The sequence below is a fragment of the Shewanella sp. KT0246 genome (assembly GCF_019654955.1).
GTDB classification, from domain to species: Bacteria; Pseudomonadota; Gammaproteobacteria; order Enterobacterales; family Shewanellaceae; genus Shewanella; species Shewanella goraebulensis.
The window spans coordinates 1-18,436 of sequence record NZ_BPEV01000048.1 but is presented as its reverse complement, the minus strand read 5'-3'; the positions used below and the strand labels follow the sequence as shown (position 1 = coordinate 18,436).

The following is an 18,436-nucleotide window of genomic DNA, read 5'->3' as shown; positions in this document are numbered from 1 at the left end:
CAGTTAAAACATGAATGCTTCAAACAATTTAGGCGCCGATGAGTTTACGTGAATGTTTGTATAATAATAGCTGTGCCAGCTTAGTAAACATTACACTCGCGACTATGGAACTGATTAAACTCAGTAAACCGTATAGTAATATCTCTGTGGCACTTCTATCAATCAAAAACCAATCTTGTACCGCGTAAATGACCCATCCCATAAAAAAGACATGTAAAAAGTAAATCGAAAATGCCATATGACCTAAAACTGTTACCACTCTATTGGTACTAACTAGTAAAGGATTTATATCAGTGTCTTCTTGGTCAACAAGCCAATGTAATCCGTATAAAACTGTGGCTGCAATTATCAGTTTTTGTACGTATATTAACGATTGCCTTAATGAAAACCAGCCTACGTCAATAAAGTCATAGAAATAGCTGCAGATAATCAAAACACTTAAGATGACTAATACAGTCAATAGCGTTTTAATATTTTGACTAATCCAATGCAGTATTTTTTCATAATAGGCACCGGCAAACATACCTAGTGTGTAAGCACCTATAAAGTAGATAAAGGTCTGCAATTTAATAAAGTCAGGGAATGGACTCCGCGAAATGATAAGCGGTAGTAATATGATGGCAATTGTGACTAATGATAACCTTGGTTTTTTCACGATATGCCACAGTAATGGTGTCAATAAATACAACACCATTAACACAGGAATATACCACATATGAATAGATGCTTTTCCCATCCACACACTAAGTAAAAATTGTTTAATTGCCCCGTTTGTTTGCCAGCCTCCATAAACTGAAAAGTAGAACAAAGACACTGCAATATAGGGCAATAACACATTGAGAAGCTTGCTTAAATAGAACTGTTTCCATGAACGTTTCGTGAGTATCAAACTGAATAGCAGACCAGATATAATGGCAAAGTAGAGTGTAGAGCCATGAAAAAGCATTTCTGTGACTGAAAACAGCACTTCTAAACCAACAGAGTCTAAAGAGCCCGTCCAGAAAATCATAAATGACCATGCATGCGCACCAACAATGGCAATGATGGCTAAACCTCTAAACAGATGTAATGGCTGATTGAATTGTAAATTATGATTTGACTGTATATTTTTCACAGCTTCAATAGCATTAACAATGTTGGAGTCAGCAACACTATTTAGTTCATCATTTATTGAAGGAGCACAATGGGGATCAGGTTTTGATGAGTTGTTCGTTTGTTGTTTTAAATCTTGTTTCAATTCTAGTTTTGAAGAACGTGTCGATAGATGTTTAGATGACATATTGCTTTCTTATTAGCATTACCTTAACTTAACTAGCTAACCTATCGACTGCATAAACATTATTCAATTACATACGATTGCATCTACATGATTTAATCGTAGGTCAAATTATAAATACAATAACATCACAAAATTAACACGCCCAACTAAAACGCAATCAATTTACAAGGTGTTATCGATTCCAAATCGCAGGCTCGCCTATCTTCTCTACTAAGAAATCGATAAAGACTCTTACCTTAGCACTTAAGGCATTAGCCTTGGGGTAAACCAACCAAATAGCAGTTTGATCGTCAATATGATATTCCGGCAGTATATGAACTAAATCGCCTTGTCTTATTTCATGTGCGACACTCCAATAAGAATTCATTGATATACCGGTTCCTGCTAAAGTCGCAATTTTCATGCTGGTACCATCATCACAACTCAATCTTACCCTGGCATTTGATGGTGGAAATACAGAGCCATTTTCCTCATTATTCTCTGTTCTTGTCAATTTTCGACCTTTAGCATCTTTAAACACAATCAATTGGTGTTCTGCCAATGATTCAGGCGTTTGCGGCGAACCGTACTTTGAAATATAGGCTGGTGATGCACATAAAATTCTATGATCATCCGCCAGTTTTCTCGCTCTTAAACCGCTATCTTTTACTTCAGTATTTCGAAGCGCGAGATCAATACCATGTTCGATAACATTGACTTGTGTATCGCTTAACTTGAGTTCTAAATCTAACTCTGGATACATCACCAAAAACTCTGGTAATACTGGCAAAATATACAATTGCGCAAAGGTATTTGATGCCGTGAACCTTAATACGCCTTTTACTTCATTAATTTCAGTGCCAATGGCAGCAATAGCGGCATCTTGTTGCACTAAAATTTCTCTAGCATAAGGCAAAAATCCCTCACCTTCGGTAGATAACGACACCTTTCTCGTTGAACGGTGTAATAAATCAGTACCTAGTTGATTTTCAAGCTTAGATAACCTTGCCGATGCGATTGCAGGTGAAAGCCCTAATTTACGCCCCGCAGCGCTAATGCTTAATGATTCAGCGACTTTGACAAACAAACGTAAACTTTCTGTATCCATATAAAATTATCCAATTAATCAATGTTTTATTATTGCGCTGATATATGCCGCTTTAAACAAGTCTAATCTCAAACAAGCAATTAGAAGACCAAGTGATACTAAATTAGTTAATAGAAATGCTTGATTCTCTTTATCAAAAACCATTGTTCACTAATTTTTCTTAATGGCCTAGTTTTTAGTTATGTAAGTAACACATTAAATATTTGCATCAAATTCATACTAGGAAATAGCAAGGACAACAACCATGGAATATAAGAACTTTACAACGTTCAATGTTAAAACAGATAACGGGATTGCTTGGGTTACGATTGATTTCCCACCTGTAAATGTCCAAGGACAAGAAATGCTTGCTGATCTCAACAGTTTAGCATTGCGTTTAGAGCGCGATCGAGAAATAAAGGTTGTTGTTTTTCAATCTGCTCACCCAGAAATTTGGGTATGTCATTACGACACTAACCTGTTAAGAGACATGTCAAAAGAAGCTGTATCTCGCGAAGAAGCAAAATTACTCGATCTACAATCAGTCCTAGAGCGAATTAGTCGTTTACCTCAAGCCACCATTGCAAAACTTGAAGGCTTTGCCCGTGGCGGTGGACATGAGTTTGCTTTGGCTTGTGATATGCGTTTTGCTGCACGAGGAAAATATAAATTTATGCAGATGGAAGTCGGAATGGGTATATTACCCTGTGGCGGTGGTGCATCTCGTATGGCTCGCCAAGCTGGCTTAGGCCGTGCGCTTGAAATTATTCTAAGTGCTCGAGATTTTACAGCTGATGAAGCAGAAGCATACGGCACTATCAATAAAGCATTGGAGCCTGATGAAATTGGTGAGTATGTTGAAAACCTTGCACGCCGCATTGCATTATTCCCAGCTGAATCTATTAACGCTTGTAAACAAACCGTTTATGAATCAATCGATAAACCTATTGAAGAAGCGTTAAAAGCAGAAGCGTACTGGTTATATCAAGCCACCAGCAAAACATCTGCGATTACCCGTTTTACATGGGCTGACGAGCAAGGCGCTCAGTTTGAAATAGATAATCAACGTAATTGGGAGCAATTAGTCGTTAATGTTCAAGAAGTTAATGATTAATGACTTAAGCCATTAAAATCTTATTTAAAAAGGGTTTCAGTATGTCTGAAACCCTGTTCTTACTTTATAGAGATGTCACTGTACTAAAAGGTATAATCTAGTTTCACCCAAGCCGTTCTACCTGGCTCATTAACTTGAAACATAGGTTCGCTACCTGGAATATCGTTACCTGCACCAGAGCGACTAACATGTTCAGCGTAGGTAATATCAAATAAGTTCTCTACTCCAAAGCTGACTAGCAAGTCATCATGCTTCCACGAACCGTTTACTGACAAGGTACCAAAACCGCTACTCTCACCCAAATCTTGACCTGAAATATTACCTTGGCCAATGGCCACTCGATCTTGAGCCGCGACCATTCGCCAGAACAATCCTGCGGTCCAATTATTAGATTCGTAATTAACAGAAATTCGCCCTTCAAGTGGTGAAATCTGCCCAAGTGGTGTGTTGTCAGTATCGTTATCGCCATGACTATAACTAACAGTGGTTTGCGCCGACCATTGGTCATTAAAAGGATACATAACCCCAAGTTCACCACCCCATATAGTCGCATCGACATTGTAAGCTGATGTTTTGGTGGTGTTGGAGTCAATCAAGATATAGTCATCAACTTTGCCATAATAAAAGGCCGACGACACTTCAACGATATTTTGGTAAATCCAGCCAAGGTCGATTTGTGTGGTTTTTTCTGGTTCTAAATCAAATGCCTTATTAGACATATTGCCATCATCAGCCTTCATGAATTCCCAATAATCAGGGATCCGCTCAGCTCTTCCGCCACCAATATAGTACTGACTATTGCCTGAAGTATGTTCATATCGGATAAAACCACTCACGAGATCATCTTCGCGTTGACCCTTTTGGCCTACGTGCAGTTCTGTATCCCACTGATCAACTCGTAAACCCGTTAAGATTTTTCCCTGACTTGATTGATAACTCATATTGTAACTTGCTTCAAAAAACAAACCGATATTTTGATAACTCATGTTTTCATCAAATGGCTTTGACAGTAAATCATCAAGACCATTATCAATATCTTTATCTATGCTTCTGCCTTCATGATTACTGTCCATGTAATCAATACCAATGACAGTGCCCCAATTATCACTTAAGGCTAAATCAAACCACAAGTGACCACCTGAAGTTTCACGACGGACATTCACGCCTGAATTAACACCCTGATCAAACTGATCCATGATGTGATCATTTTCATTAGTATAAAGTTGAAACTCAATAGTATTAAGCCAAGATAAGTCAAAGTCGCGCTGCCCTAGCAAGGTGTAGTTCTCATTATCTATTTGACGAGCTTTATTGGCTCTATCAGCATATTCGGCCTCACCGCTTGAGCTTCCATATGATAATTCAACAACTGTATCTTCATCCGGAGTCCAGCCAAGCGCCACATTATAATTATTACGGTCATAACTCGACTGCACCTTATTACCATCACCATCTTCGTAATGATCGCTTTGAGACTTATTCGCATCAAAGTCAATATAATGCGTTTCTGTTCCTGCTTTAATTTCAACTAAATAGTCTTCTCTTCCAAAAGAGCCGCCAGTCATACTGACTCTTCCTTCTATATCTTTTTCTGAAAAACTATGGCGATCTTTTTCAAATAGCACAGTACCCGCCGATCCAACTGGCCCGTATTTAACTGTTTGTGGCCCTTTAATCACAGTAATTGCATCATAAGCTTCTGGGTATATATAAGCCGTCGGTGGATCCATACGTCCGCCACATGTTCCATAAACATGCTGACCATCATCAACAATGCTAACTCTTGAACCGCCCATGCCTCTCAATGATGGGTCGCCACCGGCACCGCCTTTACGGCTAATACTAAATCCTGGAATTGTTTTTAAGAACCCTGCACCATCATACGCAGGTAAAGGTAAACGCGGTTTTTTAGGATCAGTTGTGACTTTTGTTGGTTCACTCATCAGCTCACCAGTAACAACAATATAATCATCACATTTATCACCATCACAGCCTTCTTGCTGATTTTTGGATGGGTGATCGGCAAAAGCGACTTGGGGGGTTAATACTGCAGCAATCACTGCAGCTAATATTGTGGTGTTATGTTTCATCGTTGCGCCCGTTTTTTATTAATATAGGCACTTTTTCTCAAACTTCCTTACTTTGCTCAACGAGAATTTTGAACAGTGCGACAATGTGTCGCAGGCGGATTTGATGCTCGTCACACATCTGATTTTATTGGAGTTTTCATTAGCATTTGATTGTTTATTTTTTTAGGATTCATTGACACTGCACTTGTCACAAGTCATTAACATAGGTAGGATTCTTTAAAAAAGAATATTCAAGTTTAAATGGGACTTAACTACATGGAAAGTGGTAGCGCTACAAATAAAGACCAAAGTGAACAGCAAAGTTTAACTGATATACAACTTAAAATTGAGCAACTTATTCAGCAACAGCCCGCCAATAAAAAACATTGGTATCAAAATCCAGAAATGATTGTTGCTTTCTCAGCGTTAGTCATTGGCATAGTGACGACATTTACTTCAATCTATTCCGCCTCTATCGATCGAGCCTATGCTCGCGCTTCAGTATGGCCTAGTGTTGAAATTGCCCGGAGTCATGATAATGACTTGTTCAAATATATTATTTCTAACAATGGTACTGGTCCAGCCATCATTAAGTACGCAAAAATAAAGCATGGCAAACAATACCTTTCAAAGTGGCGTGAACTCGATATTTTTAAAACAATAGTGCAATCTCATGTCGGGAAGACTGTTTTACCTGCACAGAAAACAATAAATCCTGTCATTTATCGTGGCGATAAGGTTGATAACATTCTAGCTGCTGATAATTTAATTTCGATAGAGCTATGCTATTGCTCCATTTATGATGAGTGTTGGCTCGTTAATCGAGACAATAACCCACAAACTGTCAGCCAGTGCGTTATTGATAACAATCAGCGTTTTTTACAATAAATGTCCAATAGATTGAGTCAGTAATGGCAGCAATTAACCTCTTAACATTAAACTAACCGAGCTGAGTAGCATTCAGAAATTACTATGCCCGGTCACCGTTATGTGTTCATTAATTGCACATTACGATGTTAAATCAATCAAATATCACTTTAATCAATACATCGAATTGAGAACAGCCTTAACTAGCATCAAAGGTTGGCATAATGAACACACTGATTTTGTACTGCAGTCTGCTTTAACAGTTGGGTAAACTGTGCCTTACCACCAGCTCTTTCATTATCGAGTAGTTTTTCCATGTGCTGTGCTTGTGAAACCACCTGCTCCATAGCCATTTGTCTGGCTTGAGTTTCTGATTGACCCGTTAATACTAATTGCTCAACAAGATTAGAGTAGTTTTCATAGACGACCCCTTTGTAGAAGTCAGCTTCTGTTGCCATTGGTGTATGCGAGTAGACAATTGAGCAACTTACTGCAGTTTCAATATTGGCTCTAGCTTGATCGATTTGAATAACAACTGATTGCTGAGTTGAGTAGCTGGCATTCGCTGCCACAGAGAAAAAAGCAAACATGGCAACCATCATTAATCTTTTCATATTGTTTTCCTTTTAAATCAATTCTTGTATGCAAGTACAGTCGTTTACTGTTACCACTTTATCTGGTTCCAAAGTTTAATAGTTACCTTTATATGCCAGTAATTGTAATTGTATTTTTTAGCTAACGTTTATCTGAGTGACACTCATTGATACTTGTTATCTCGCTATTCAATTACGCTATACAATTGCCTCATACAGCTTCTCAATACAATCACGTTTTGCGAATCAGCTAATTTGATGACTATTTTACCTACTTTTGCTAAACCTAAGCTGAACAAGTAGTTAACTTTCTAAACTCACTACAGATGTTTTAAATTTTCCTCATTTTAATTGCGAGTAAATAACCTACAAACTGTCTAACATTTGCACGAATAAACGGAAAATATTGCCAATTTCACGGGGAACACTATAATACTGTATAAATATACAGTTACTTTAGAATGTGAAATTTATGAATGTCATTCCTATTTTGGCTAGCGCAGGGATCACTGGATTTGAATCCCCAGCCGCCGAGTATCGCCAACTACCATTAAGTTTAGATGAGCTACTAATTGAGCACCCAAGTGCCACCTTTATAGGTCAAGCTAGTGGAGACTCGATGGAGAAAATAGGGATATTTGATAAAGACATTTTGATTGTGGACCGCCATGTCAGTGTTGAAAACCATGATGTCATCGTGGCGAACTATAACGGCAGCTTTGTCTGTAAGTTAATTGATACTAAACGTCGATTATTGCTATCAGCCAACGACAGTCACAATAGTGTTTTAATCCAAGAACACGATAATTTTAGCGTTGAAGGTGTGGTGATCCGTTCTATCCGTTGCCATCGCCAAAGCCCGATACTTGCAGGTAATTAGATAATGTACGCTTTAGTCGATGCCAACTCTTTTTACTGCAGTGCAGAACAGGTCTTTAGGCCAGAGTGGCGCGGTCGCCCTATTGTTGTGTTATCTAACAATGATGGCTGTATTGTCGCAGCTAATCGCCAAGCAAAAGCACTAGGCATTGGTAAGTTTGGCCCTTTCTTTGAAGTAAAAGATCTCTGTCAGAAGCTTGGGGTCATTGCACTCTCGTCTAACTATGAATTATATGGTTCACTTTCTAACAGTATGATGGAGGTGATTGGCCGTTTTGCCCCCGAGCAACACATATATTCCATCGATGAATCCTTTTTATCCTTCAAACAAAGCTATCCTGCCATTCCCTGTCTGCTTACCCATGCTGCGCATATTCGCCGTGCTGTATGGAAAGAGACTCGCTTACCCGTTTGCGTGGGCATAGGTGAAACCTTAACCTTAGCCAAAGTAGCAAACCATGCAGCAAAAAAACTTAATGGCTATAACGGCGTGTGCTATATAAATTCAGCCCAACAGCGACACAATATTCTAGCCAGCATGCAAGTCACTGATGTATGGGGAATTGGCTCTCGCATTGGTAAAAAACTGCAACAAATGGGGATCCATAATGCACTAGCACTGTCTAAGCTCCAACCCAGACTTGTGCGAAAAAGCTTTAGCATTGAAATAGAGCGCACAGTACGCGAACTTAACGGTGAGCAGTGTAAAGGCTGGGATAGCGCTCGGGCAGATAAACAACAAATCTTTTCAACCCGTAGTGTCGGCGAACGTATCACAGATAAAGAATCTTTACTTCAAGCCTTGAGTAAACATGCCGCTATTGCTGCAGCAAAAGCAAGAAAACAAGGTTCAGCCGCCAGTAGCTTACTGATTTTTGCCAAGAACTCGCCCTATGATGAACAGCCTAATGGCTTTAAGTACCACTATCGCTGCGCTTCCCCAACAAATGACAGTTGTGAGTTAATAGGACATGCAACACGTATCGGCAGTCAGTTATTTAACCCCAATACTCGCTATTACAAAATCGGTATAGGATTGCTCGACCTATCACCAGTTCAGCATTTACAAGGCGATTTATTTACTCCACCTAAAGATCCCGCTTTGATGCAAGTTTGCGACAACCTCAATCAACGTTATGGAACTGACTCCATGTTTGTTGCTGCACAGGGTATTAGCGGTAAATGGCATATGCGCCGAGATTTGCTTACCCCCCAATACACCACTTGCTGGCAAGACATTCCTCAAGTGAGTTGTCGTTAATCTCAAGCAATAAAGAAAACTGGATAACAAACTAGTTTGATACCAAGACTGCTAGCAACATTAAACACCCCGCAAACTAACACCTTCGCAACACAGCAACCACCTAACCTGATCAATTAATGCTGTTTTTAGCGTTTAACGCCTTCAATATGCATAAACCTCGATGGGGTCATTGTTTTAACGGTGAAAATATAGACAATACGCACCTTCAAATTTTTTCGGATTATTGTGCGTGCCTGAGTTTGCTTTAAATCAACTGTTCTTTGTTCAACTACTTGGATTTGTCTCAATGGCGATTGGCTGGTGGGCAAACACTCAAAAACAAGACTGCAAATTTATTCACGGCAATATGATAGCTGCTATATTGACGGCAATTCATTTAGGCTTATTAGGTAGTTTTTTAGGCATGGCGAACCAACTCGTTAATGTTATTCGCTTTCGTTGTTGCCAAAGCATGAATAAACAAGATTCGACACAAATGTCATTTTCCTCAGCATTACTTTCAACATTGTTTTCGCGATTACTCTCTCGCTCAATCATGACTATAGCGTTTAGTACGGTAGCTATTGTACAAGGTTTACTGTGGGCGGAGCATTGGAGTGAATGGTGTGCCGTGGCTGCTGCTGTCGTTATGAGCTTTAGTTTATTCTATTTTGCAGGAAGCCAGTTAAGGCTCGCAATGCTTGCCAGTAATGGCTTGAATTTAATGCTATCAATATATTTGATGTCATGGTCAGGAATGCTGTATCAAGTCATGACTATTATGATTTTGTCCCAAGGGCTTATTCAGCATTATCTACAGAGTAAAGCGACAATTGAAACAAACCATGCGCATGCTGAACTAGTTAAATAACACTCACTAAATGCAGATATTTAAAACTACCTTTCAACAAAATAAAAAAGCGGCCTAAGCCGCTTTTTTATAAATCGTGCATATATTTAAAGTGAATGCAGGGTAATAAATCTCTTAACCAAAGTTCAGGTTAATAAGTTTAAGCCAGCGCAGAGTTACCCGATTCTTGCTTGAGTCCTTGCTCTTGTTCTAATACTTGTTCGCTATGATCAACCATAGTCACAACAGCAGCATCACCCACCACATTGGTACTGGTACAGAACATATCAATGATGCGATCAAGTGCTGCCACGATTGCTATCGCTTCAATCGGAAGGCCAAGTTGATGTATAAGTACACCGATCATTACAATTCCGCCACCAGGCACGCCACCAGCGCCAATCGATAGTAAAAATACAGTGAAAGCCAACACCGGCAGTTGATTCATTTCAATTGGGTTTCCAAAAGCGTTACCAACGAAGAATATCCCCACTGTGATGTAAATCGCTGCACCACTCATGTTCATGGTGGCACCCATTGGTACGCCAAAACCAGCAATACTTTTCTTAACACCAATCTTTTCAATCAAGGTACGCATCGTAACAGGAATTGTCGCATTTGAGCTTGCTGTAGAGAGCGCAAACAAGAACTGCTCACGAGTATGGCGACGGAAATCAGAGGCTGAGGTTGCAGTCGTTAAACCAATAATGGTTGGGTAAACCACAAGCGCCCAAAATGCGAGCAAGCCAATCACTAATACCATGTAACTTAATACGCTCATAAAGGCTTCTGGAACAAAAGTCGCACCTAATTGAATCATTAAAGCGAATACACCGTAAGGAGCTAACCCCATAACCACAGTGATCATCTTTAACATGATTTTATTACCTTGCTGAAAAAAAGTAACAGTTGGCTTAACAGTATCGCCTAGGGCTTTAATTACACCGCCTGTCATTAGTGCCATGAAGATAATTTGTAGCATGTTGCCTTCGGCAAAGGCTTGAATAGGGTTACGTGGAATGATATCAACAATCATACCTAAAAATCCTGGTAACTCTGTGGTGACTAACTCTGCACTTTTATCGCCGGTAAGTAATAAGCCCGCCCCAGGTGCAAACCAAACTGACAAGGCGATAGCTACAATAATCGCTATCACGGTATTTAATAAATACAACAGGAAGGTTTTACTGCCTAAACGACCAAAAGATTTAAGATCATTTAATTCGATAATGCCCGTTACGATACTGAAGAAAACCAGTGGCACAACCAACATCATAATCATCTGAACAAACATGCTGCCGATGCCTGCAGCAATATCTACCAAGGTTCCATTAACAAAACCATCATTTGCGAAGCCGTATTGAAATAAGGTTCCAATAAACAAGCCAGCAAACATCCCCACAAATATTTTTACTGAAAGCGATTTAAACATGATTGATCAACCTTTGGTTTTTATTCTTAATCCTTCCATAGAATTAATTCCATCGGTATTCAAAATTGACCATCTGAAGGCCTATATCAAGCGATGACGGCTCATTTAATATTAGCCATACGCTAAATCAATCTTTTTTTAACATAATTAGCTAGTGAAATTTACTGGAACTGCATCAATAACTCCCCCATGGCAATCCTTATCACTAAAAATAAAGGCAGAAGTAGTCATTCACTCTGGCTAGCTAACATTTTGAGCGCGTTCAATCGTATTTCCTCTCCATTGTAGTTAATCTTATTCGTTAATAAATTTGAAGCATTTGTATTAGTCCGCAGACAAGCTTAACTGCAGGAAATAAAAAAGGGAGCCAAAGCTCCCTTTTAGATATCACTGTAAACTAAGCGTAGTGAATAAATCACTCAACCTAGCAGTACAGAATTAAAATCTATAATGCATTTAGGTAGGCCTTTAGCGCTTTAAGTCGGATGGTCGCGCCGCCAATAATATCCATAAAGCCTAAGAAGTTAGCTGGTTTGTCAGCTGAAATCCAACCTGAACCCGTTGCTCCAATAGGAATTGAGTAACCTTCAGGCTCTTCAAACTCAATGATTACCGTACGTCCATGACTACCTGCATTATTACCTACATGCTGCCTTACATGCTGTGTTCCTGCCATAGGACTAATGAGTGACTCCCCAGTTCCTGAAGTGACACTATGAACTCGTCCACGAAAAATTTCACCAGGAAAAGCATCAACATAAAACTCAGCAAATTGCCCAGGCTTAATGTAACGATAAGATTGATCCGCAATGCGCATTTCCAAGAACTTCTTAGAAGTATCGTAAAGATGCATGTTACCAATTCGACTCCCTACTGCCACATTGGTGATAGAAAGCTGACCGTCAAATTGCGCTCGGATCTCACGGCGCTGATCGTTCCATTTTGCAGAACTAATTTGTGCATCAAACGAGCGAAGTTGCGAACGATGTGTTTCTAACTCAGCAACAACGGAAGCAATTTCAGCTTCTGTTGAATGTATTTTGGCCTGTAAATCATCACGCGTCATTTCACTGGCGTAATCGCGTAAATCAGTAACACGTACAAAATTACGTTTATCATTGTTTAGCGTGACTTCTAGAGCTTGCATACGCAGTTTTAACGCTTCTTTTTTAGCAAGCTCAGCGGCTTTTTGAGCGATAAGAGAGTCTATTTCTTGCTCACTGTCTATCGACACCAGTTTATAAATCAAATCACCCTTTTTTACTGTTTGATTATGGGTTACATAAATTTCTTCAATTTCTTGACCGAATAATGGACTCAATACCGCATGAGGTGCCTTAATGGTTGAGCTATCTGTTAAATCTGCTGGCGACCAAAAGCGGTGACCAGTAAATAACATGAAAGCAATAAAGATACCTAAACCAACCGATCGAACAGCATTTGCAAGGTTCCACTGAATAACACCTAACTTAACGAGTAACCAAACAATTAATACATATGGGAGCATAATTTCTTTCATTTACTTATCTCCTTTTATGCCATTACTGATGATGCTTGAAAGCCTATTAGCTAGTACGTCCCAACGACCAAATGCAATAATTATCGCCAGTACCCACCATGCTTTGTCGATGAATAAACCACATAAAGACAATGCAAATACAATTTGAGTATGCGCACTCGACATCGCTTCAGCTTTATGAACAGCCACTTCATGTAAGCGCCAAAACAACAAGAGTGTGTAGCAAATAATGGCGATTGTGACTACAAACACAAAGCCCATGAATAGCTCTGAATCGAGTAAAGCTAATATGCTTGGATAACCATTAACAAAGTAGCTTTCAGGTAATGATTTACCGTGGATTTGGGTTAATAATGAAAATAAATAGCTCAAAAGGCCTAAAGCTGAAAAAGCAGCGATAACAGTGAGACTTTTTTTAAGAAACCTAACCCTAATGTTTGGTTCCGTTGTTGCTGTAGTTGCAGTTTCAAGCTGTTCAGTCATGTATTCCTCGTTAAGTTTTTTTCAACAAATAGAATATTAACAATAACTAAATGTTAAATTGGAATAAGGTATATTCCAAACGAGCTATTTACTTTGCCGGTTAATGTGTTTGCGGAATATATGGTGTAATATGAAGTTAAAGTGTTCTAAATTATCGGTATATTATGGATCTGAATGCACTTAATGTGTTTATCACTCTTTATAGAGCTGGCTCAACCCAAAGAGCAGCGAAACAGCTGGGTCGTTCTCAATCATTTGTGTCAAAAATATTGGCTCAACTACGTGAAGAGTTGAGCGATCCATTGTTCATCCGCACTGCAAACGGTCTGCACCCAACAAGCTACGCAGATAAAATTGCGCCTAAAATACAAAGCTCAATCGAACAAATAAACCTTGCACTGGAACCTGAATATTTTGATCCTAAAAATTTACAGTACATTACGGTCCATTTAGGTGAACCATTAATGGTCATGATGGGAAAAGATCTGATCAACGCAATTAGAGCAGAAACAGATGCTGTAATAGAATTAAGACAATGGCGTAAAACCAGTAACGAAGGCTTGATTGATGGCTCAATTGATATTGGAATTCAAACATTAAGAGACAGACCACAACAGCTTTATCAGAAAAAAGTTGCATCTGGTTATGGCTCATTAACAGGCAATAAAAAAGGTGAGTTTGTAAAACTTATCGTTGATGATCTCAATGAGTATGTGGAATTATTCCGTGCAGTAGATGAAAAGTTAACCCCAACCATTCTTGTTGATAATTATACGGTGCAGCAACAATTATTTGCTGATAACTATTCCTATTGTTTCAAACTAGAATCAGATGACAGTCATAAAGATATCGCTGTCGATCTCGCCATCATATGTAGCGCAGCACGCCGCCATGAAGCTAAAGTTTCATGGTTATCTGAACTTTGTCAAAGAGTCACATTACAATCGATAGCTAAAACCTAGCACACTCGCAAGTGAGGCATTATGAGTCAGAGAAGTATTCACGCTTTATTTAAGCCTAAGTCTATTGCTGTTATTGGCGCATCAAATACCGAAAAACGCGCTGGTCGCGTATTGATGAAGAACTTATTGGGTAGCGGATTTTCTGGCCCAATTATGCCAGTTACACCTAAATATGACTCAGTCATGGGTGTACTTGCCTACCCCAATATTGAATCATTGCCCATCAAACCGGATTTAGCCATTATCTGTACTCGAGCAAGTCGAGTACCAAGTATTGTAGAAACCTTAGCCCAGTTTGGTTGTAAAGTGGTCATCATCATGGCATCAGGTATGGCTAATGAATTTGATGAGAACGGGGTTAGTTTATTAAGTCTGACTCAGCAGCATGCTAAACGCTTTGGCATGCGCATTTTAGGCTCAAACAGCTTGGGGATGATCATCCCTCCTATTGGGCTGAATGCCAGTTTGGCCCATAGTGGTGCTAAAAAAGGTAAAATTGCATTTGTTTCGCAATCGGCTGCAATTTGCACGACGGTATTAGATTGGGCTAACAATAAAGATATTGGATTTTCATCGTTTATTTCACTTGGTGATGCATCTGATATTGATTTTGATGAACTGCTTGATTATCTCGGCCGCGATAGCAGCACAAGTGCCATCATGCTTTACATCGACTCCATTAATGAAAAGCGACACTTTCTTTCAGCTGCAAGAGCTGCAGCCCGCAATAAACCCATATTTGTAATTAAATCAGGCCGTAGTCAAGAAGGTATAAAAGCTGCCATGCTCCATACAGGTGGGATTGGTGGTAATGATGCTGTTTACGAAGCTGCGTTTAAACGTGCAGGTATGCTGCGAGTTAATGATTTAATTGAGCTATTTGCAGCAGTTGAAAGTTTAGCTCACTCGACGCCATTAAAAGGCGAACGGGTCGCAATTATCAGTAATGGCGGCGGCCCCGCAGTGCTTGCCGCAGATGAGTTAATTATAAAAGGCGGTAAGTTAGCTCAATTATCAGAAGAAACTATAAATAAACTCAATCAAATTTTACCAAGCACTTGGTCAGGTCAAAACCCAATCGATATTGTCGGTGATGCCAATAGTGAGCGCTATACCAAAGCTTTGAATATCTTGATGGGCAGCCAAGAAATGGATGCCATTTTAGTACTCCATTCACCTTCGGCATTGGAAGAAAGTGATGAAATAGCCCAAAGCTTAGTACAAGCAATTAAAGCACACCCTAATCGAAATCGGTTAAATATCTTAACCAACTGGAGCGGCGAGAATTCTGCTTACGCAGCAAGAAAGTTATTTAACAAAGCCGTCATCCCAACATATCGGACGCCAGAAGGCGCAGTAAAAGCCTTTATGCATATGGTGGAATACCGCCGTAATCAGAGACTACTTCAAGAAGTACCACAATCCATACCAGATAATATCCCTACAGACACAATAAGTGCACGTGCTTTATTACAGAAAGCCCAAAATGAACAACGCTTTATTTTAGAAACCCATGAAACACGGGATATCTTAAAAGCGTATGGCTTGAATACTATTCAAACCTGTTTTGCTAAAACTGCCGACGAAGCAATAAAACTTGCTAATAAGGTCGGTTACCCTGTGGCACTTAAAGTTCAATCACCAGACTTAATGTATAAATCAGATGCCCATGGAGTCATGCTTAACCTGACTAGTGATGATGAAGTGCAGCAAGCTGCCCATTCCATTACAAGTCGAGTCAAAGAAATTAATCCAGATGCTAAAATTGACGGCATGATTGTGCAAAAAATGGCTCTAACCGCTGGCGCACAAGAAGTGCGCGTTTCAGTCATTAATGACCCAGTATTTGGCCCAGCCATTTGCTTAGGTGAAGGAGGTTCAGAATGGGATCCAACTCGGGATGCTGCAGTTGCCCTACCGCCTTTAAATATGACCCTAGCAAGATACATGGTTATTCAAGCCTTAAAAGCAAATAAGCTACGAGACAGACATTTGCCTCTTGGTTTAGACATGAACGCATTGTGTATCATGTTAACCCAGATATCTCATTTGATTATTGATTGCCCTGAAATTGCTTCACTTGATTTAAACCCAGTATTAGCAGCAGGCGAAACAATTACCTTGTTAGATGTCAATATGAAGTTAAATCAGCAAGATATCGATCCAAAAACGCGTTTAGCGATCATGCCTTATCCTAAAGAGTTAGAGCAAACAGCCACTTTGAAAAATGGCATTGAGGTCATGTTAAGACCTATATTGCCTGAAGATGAGCCAAAACATTTAGCGTTCGATAATTCACTCAGTGATGAAGATAGATATAAGCGTTATTTTGGTGTTCGCTCCCGTATGACCCACGAAGAAATGGCGGTACTCACTCAAATCGATTTTGCCCGCGAAATGGCATTCATTGCCACTGCAGTCGATGATAATGGTGAATCCATTACCCTTGGGGCTGTAAGAGCATCAACTGATCCCGATAACACTGAAGCTGAGTTTGCAATGGCTGTTCGTGGTGATTACCAAGGCATTGGATTAGGTAAACTGCTATTAGAAAAACTGGTTAATTATTATAAAACCACAGATACACCAATACTTGCAGGCTTCACCATGTTTGAAAATCGTAGCATGGCAAATTTGGCTAAAAACCTCGGCTTTGCGGTATCATTTGATATGGAAGAACATTTGATCAAAATGCACATGGACTTACCCACCTCAAAAGCGGCATCTAAAGATTAAGGCTTTATTGAGCAAAGATATCAAGAGTGAACATTTAATGGTCACGGCTTTGAATGGTTAGTCTGAAAAGCAGATCCTCAGAACCAACCGCTTGTACCTGTAAACAAAAAAAGCTAAGGAAATCATCCTTAGCTTTTTTAATGGCAAGATTTGATAAATTAGCAAGGGTCAAGACAGTAAGCTGTCACTAATGACATAACTGATTACCTACACAATTGATTGCTAACCTTTGACGCAGTTTCTTCCAGAAGACTTAGCTTGGTATAACATATCATCAGCACGTTTTAATAATGTCTCAGAGTCATCGCCAGGTTGGATATTAGCAAGCCCAATAGATACGGTTATATTACCTAATTGCTGTTTCTTTTCTTTACCTATTGTCAGCTGCCTAGCAGCAATACGTTCACGAATATTTTCTGCCACTGTGAAAGCATCTTTAAATTCTGTATTTGGCAATAAAACGACAAACTCTTCACCACCATATCGTGCAACAAAGTCATTGCCTTTAACCGATTGCTTTAAAGCAAACCCAACAAACGCTAATACTTTATCACCCACTAGGTGACCATGGGTGTCATTGAAAGCTTTAAAATGATCGATATCAATCATTAACAAGCAACAAGGTATTTGATTTTGGGTAAATAGGCTAACTTGTTCAGTCGAGAAAATTTCATAGGCTCGGCGATTATTTAAAGAAGTGAGTTCATCTGTCATGGCCACTTTACTGAGATTATCCATTTCTCCTTTCAGTTGGCTTAGCTCATCGCCTAAAGTTTCAATATCATTTTTCATTGATTGATTGTTGGCGATAACTTTTTCAACTTCAGCACTAATATTAACCACCAGTTCATTTAACGTTTGAGGATTAGCTCCAGATTGTAATTCGTCAGTAAAGTGAGATAAATTATTAGAAAAGTCATCAGTACCTGTTGAAAACTGACTGATTTTATTGACTAAACTATTAATTAAAATTTGGGTCTCAATTTGAACATTCTCAATCACTTCGGGCGACTGTTCTTGAATAAAATTATTATATAACCCTTGATTAACAGAAGCTGTAAACTCAACTTCATTCGCGAGTAAACCGTCTATGGCACGCTTTAGACCTAAATTAGTTTCAGAATAATACTGATACCAAATAGCATAATTTTCGGGCGTAACAGGAATGTTTAACGTTGACATTTGCGGAACAGCCATGCGTAAAATATGAGCGGAATTTTCTAAATTTGTATTCAATTGAACATCCTATGTCATCAAAAATATGTTACTGAAAAATCCAAGATGCCAGCTTAATAATAAATAAGGCAAATTTCTGTAGATTTATCCTGTTCTACACATGAAAAG

At 39.2% G+C, this 18,436-nt stretch carries 15 protein-coding genes; 7 read left to right on the top strand and 8 right to left on the bottom strand.

Annotated elements, in window-relative coordinates:
* Positions 1-28: 28 nt before the first annotated feature.
* Together K5Q58_RS18395 and K5Q58_RS18390 are read right to left on the bottom strand one after the other, a co-directional pair.
* The gene (locus K5Q58_RS18395) at positions 29-1,279 is read right to left on the bottom strand and encodes an acyltransferase (protein ID WP_220755315.1); all 1,251 of its coding nucleotides are present in this window, start codon (positions 1,277-1,279) and stop codon (positions 29-31) included.
* Positions 1,280-1,451: 172 nt separating this feature from the next.
* Positions 1,452-2,366, bottom strand: a complete 915-nt coding sequence (locus K5Q58_RS18390; protein WP_220755314.1) for a LysR family transcriptional regulator — start codon at positions 2,364-2,366, stop codon at positions 1,452-1,454.
* 244 nt (positions 2,367-2,610) lie between these two features.
* Between K5Q58_RS18390 and K5Q58_RS18385 the strand changes: the two genes are divergently transcribed.
* A complete protein-coding gene (locus K5Q58_RS18385; RefSeq protein ID WP_220755313.1) occupies positions 2,611-3,459 on the top strand; it encodes an enoyl-CoA hydratase/isomerase family protein in 849 nt (282 codons plus the stop codon).
* Between the two features lie 83 nt (positions 3,460-3,542).
* Here K5Q58_RS18385 and K5Q58_RS18380 read toward each other — a convergent pair whose 3' ends face one another.
* Complete coding sequence (locus tag K5Q58_RS18380) at positions 3,543-5,549, bottom strand: TonB-dependent copper receptor (protein ID WP_220755312.1); 2,007 nt, start codon at positions 5,547-5,549, stop codon at positions 3,543-3,545.
* Positions 5,550-5,789: 240 nt separating this feature from the next.
* Here K5Q58_RS18380 and K5Q58_RS18375 point away from each other — a divergent pair, with 240 nt between their 5' ends.
* On the top strand, positions 5,790-6,416 hold the full coding sequence (locus K5Q58_RS18375; RefSeq protein WP_259651393.1) for a hypothetical protein: 627 nt from the start codon (positions 5,790-5,792) through the stop codon (positions 6,414-6,416).
* 188 nt (positions 6,417-6,604) lie between these two features.
* Here the strand turns inward: K5Q58_RS18375 and K5Q58_RS18370 are convergent, their stop codons facing one another.
* Positions 6,605-7,009, bottom strand: a complete 405-nt coding sequence (locus tag K5Q58_RS18370) for a hypothetical protein (protein WP_220755311.1) — start codon at positions 7,007-7,009, stop codon at positions 6,605-6,607.
* 451 nt (positions 7,010-7,460) lie between these two features.
* Here K5Q58_RS18370 and K5Q58_RS18365 point away from each other — a divergent pair, with 451 nt between their 5' ends.
* The 3 genes from K5Q58_RS18365 to K5Q58_RS18355 all read left to right on the top strand — a co-directional run bounded on the left by K5Q58_RS18365 (position 7,461) and on the right by K5Q58_RS18355 (position 9,981).
* Positions 7,461-7,868: a LexA family transcriptional regulator gene (locus K5Q58_RS18365; RefSeq protein ID WP_220755310.1), complete on the top strand. Its 408-nt coding sequence runs from the start codon at positions 7,461-7,463 to the stop codon at positions 7,866-7,868.
* Positions 7,869-7,871: 3 nt separating this feature from the next.
* Entirely contained in the window at positions 7,872-9,128 is a 1,257-nt protein-coding gene (locus tag K5Q58_RS18360) for a Y-family DNA polymerase (RefSeq protein ID WP_220755309.1), read from the top strand.
* A gap of 232 nt (positions 9,129-9,360) precedes the next feature.
* Positions 9,361-9,981: a YgjV family protein gene (locus K5Q58_RS18355; protein WP_259651392.1), complete on the top strand. Its 621-nt coding sequence runs from the start codon at positions 9,361-9,363 to the stop codon at positions 9,979-9,981.
* Between the two features lie 139 nt (positions 9,982-10,120).
* On the opposite strand, the gene K5Q58_RS18350 is transcribed toward K5Q58_RS18355, so the two are convergent.
* The 3 genes from K5Q58_RS18350 to K5Q58_RS18340 all read right to left on the bottom strand — a co-directional run bounded on the left by K5Q58_RS18350 (position 10,121) and on the right by K5Q58_RS18340 (position 13,394).
* Positions 10,121-11,392, bottom strand: a complete 1,272-nt coding sequence (locus K5Q58_RS18350) for a dicarboxylate/amino acid:cation symporter (protein WP_220755308.1) — start codon at positions 11,390-11,392, stop codon at positions 10,121-10,123.
* 445 nt (positions 11,393-11,837) lie between these two features.
* Positions 11,838-12,911 carry an HlyD family secretion protein gene (locus tag K5Q58_RS18345; protein WP_220755307.1) on the bottom strand — a complete coding sequence of 358 codons (1,074 nt, stop codon included), beginning with the start codon at positions 12,909-12,911 and terminating at the stop codon, positions 11,838-11,840.
* A complete protein-coding gene (locus tag K5Q58_RS18340; RefSeq protein ID WP_220755306.1) occupies positions 12,912-13,394 on the bottom strand; it encodes a magnesium transporter in 483 nt (160 codons plus the stop codon).
* 164 nt (positions 13,395-13,558) lie between these two features.
* Between K5Q58_RS18340 and K5Q58_RS18335 the strand changes: the two genes are divergently transcribed.
* Together K5Q58_RS18335 and K5Q58_RS18330 are read left to right on the top strand one after the other, a co-directional pair.
* Positions 13,559-14,356, top strand: coding sequence for a LysR family transcriptional regulator (locus K5Q58_RS18335; RefSeq protein WP_220755305.1), 798 nt, complete (start codon positions 13,559-13,561; stop codon positions 14,354-14,356).
* Between the two features lie 21 nt (positions 14,357-14,377).
* The gene (locus K5Q58_RS18330; protein WP_220755304.1) at positions 14,378-17,092 is read left to right on the top strand and encodes an acetate--CoA ligase family protein; all 2,715 of its coding nucleotides are present in this window, start codon (positions 14,378-14,380) and stop codon (positions 17,090-17,092) included.
* 222 nt (positions 17,093-17,314) lie between these two features.
* Here K5Q58_RS18330 and K5Q58_RS18325 read toward each other — a convergent pair whose 3' ends face one another.
* Positions 17,315-18,289 carry a GGDEF domain-containing protein gene (locus K5Q58_RS18325; protein ID WP_220755324.1) on the bottom strand — a complete coding sequence of 325 codons (975 nt, stop codon included), beginning with the start codon at positions 18,287-18,289 and terminating at the stop codon, positions 17,315-17,317.
* Between the last annotated feature and the right edge of the window lie 147 nt (positions 18,290-18,436).

Excerpts from the sequence above, each read along its gene's own strand:
- K5Q58_RS18340 (WP_220755306.1), bottom strand. The coding sequence starts at position 13,394 with ATGACTGAACAGCTTGAAACTGCAACTACAGCAACAACGGAACCAAAC.
- K5Q58_RS18390 (WP_220755314.1), bottom strand. The coding sequence starts at position 2,366 with ATGGATACAGAAAGTTTACGTTTGTTTGTCAAAGTCGCTGAATCATTA.
- K5Q58_RS18360 (WP_220755309.1), top strand. The coding sequence starts at position 7,872 with ATGTACGCTTTAGTCGATGCCAACTCTTTTTACTGCAGTGCAGAACAG.
- K5Q58_RS18380 (WP_220755312.1), bottom strand. The coding sequence starts at position 5,549 with ATGAAACATAACACCACAATATTAGCTGCAGTGATTGCTGCAGTATTA.
- K5Q58_RS18375 (WP_259651393.1), top strand. The coding sequence starts at position 5,790 with ATGGGACTTAACTACATGGAAAGTGGTAGCGCTACAAATAAAGACCAA.
- K5Q58_RS18395 (WP_220755315.1), bottom strand. The coding sequence starts at position 1,279 with ATGTCATCTAAACATCTATCGACACGTTCTTCAAAACTAGAATTGAAA.
- K5Q58_RS18345 (WP_220755307.1), bottom strand. The coding sequence starts at position 12,911 with ATGAAAGAAATTATGCTCCCATATGTATTAATTGTTTGGTTACTCGTT.
- K5Q58_RS18365 (WP_220755310.1), top strand. The coding sequence starts at position 7,461 with ATGAATGTCATTCCTATTTTGGCTAGCGCAGGGATCACTGGATTTGAA.
- K5Q58_RS18350 (WP_220755308.1), bottom strand. The coding sequence starts at position 11,392 with ATGTTTAAATCGCTTTCAGTAAAAATATTTGTGGGGATGTTTGCTGGC.
- K5Q58_RS18385 (WP_220755313.1), top strand. The coding sequence starts at position 2,611 with ATGGAATATAAGAACTTTACAACGTTCAATGTTAAAACAGATAACGGG.
- K5Q58_RS18370 (WP_220755311.1), bottom strand. The coding sequence starts at position 7,009 with ATGAAAAGATTAATGATGGTTGCCATGTTTGCTTTTTTCTCTGTGGCA.
- K5Q58_RS18335 (WP_220755305.1), top strand. The coding sequence starts at position 13,559 with ATGGATCTGAATGCACTTAATGTGTTTATCACTCTTTATAGAGCTGGC.
- K5Q58_RS18330 (WP_220755304.1), top strand. The coding sequence starts at position 14,378 with ATGAGTCAGAGAAGTATTCACGCTTTATTTAAGCCTAAGTCTATTGCT.
- K5Q58_RS18325 (WP_220755324.1), bottom strand. The coding sequence starts at position 18,289 with ATGGCTGTTCCGCAAATGTCAACGTTAAACATTCCTGTTACGCCCGAA.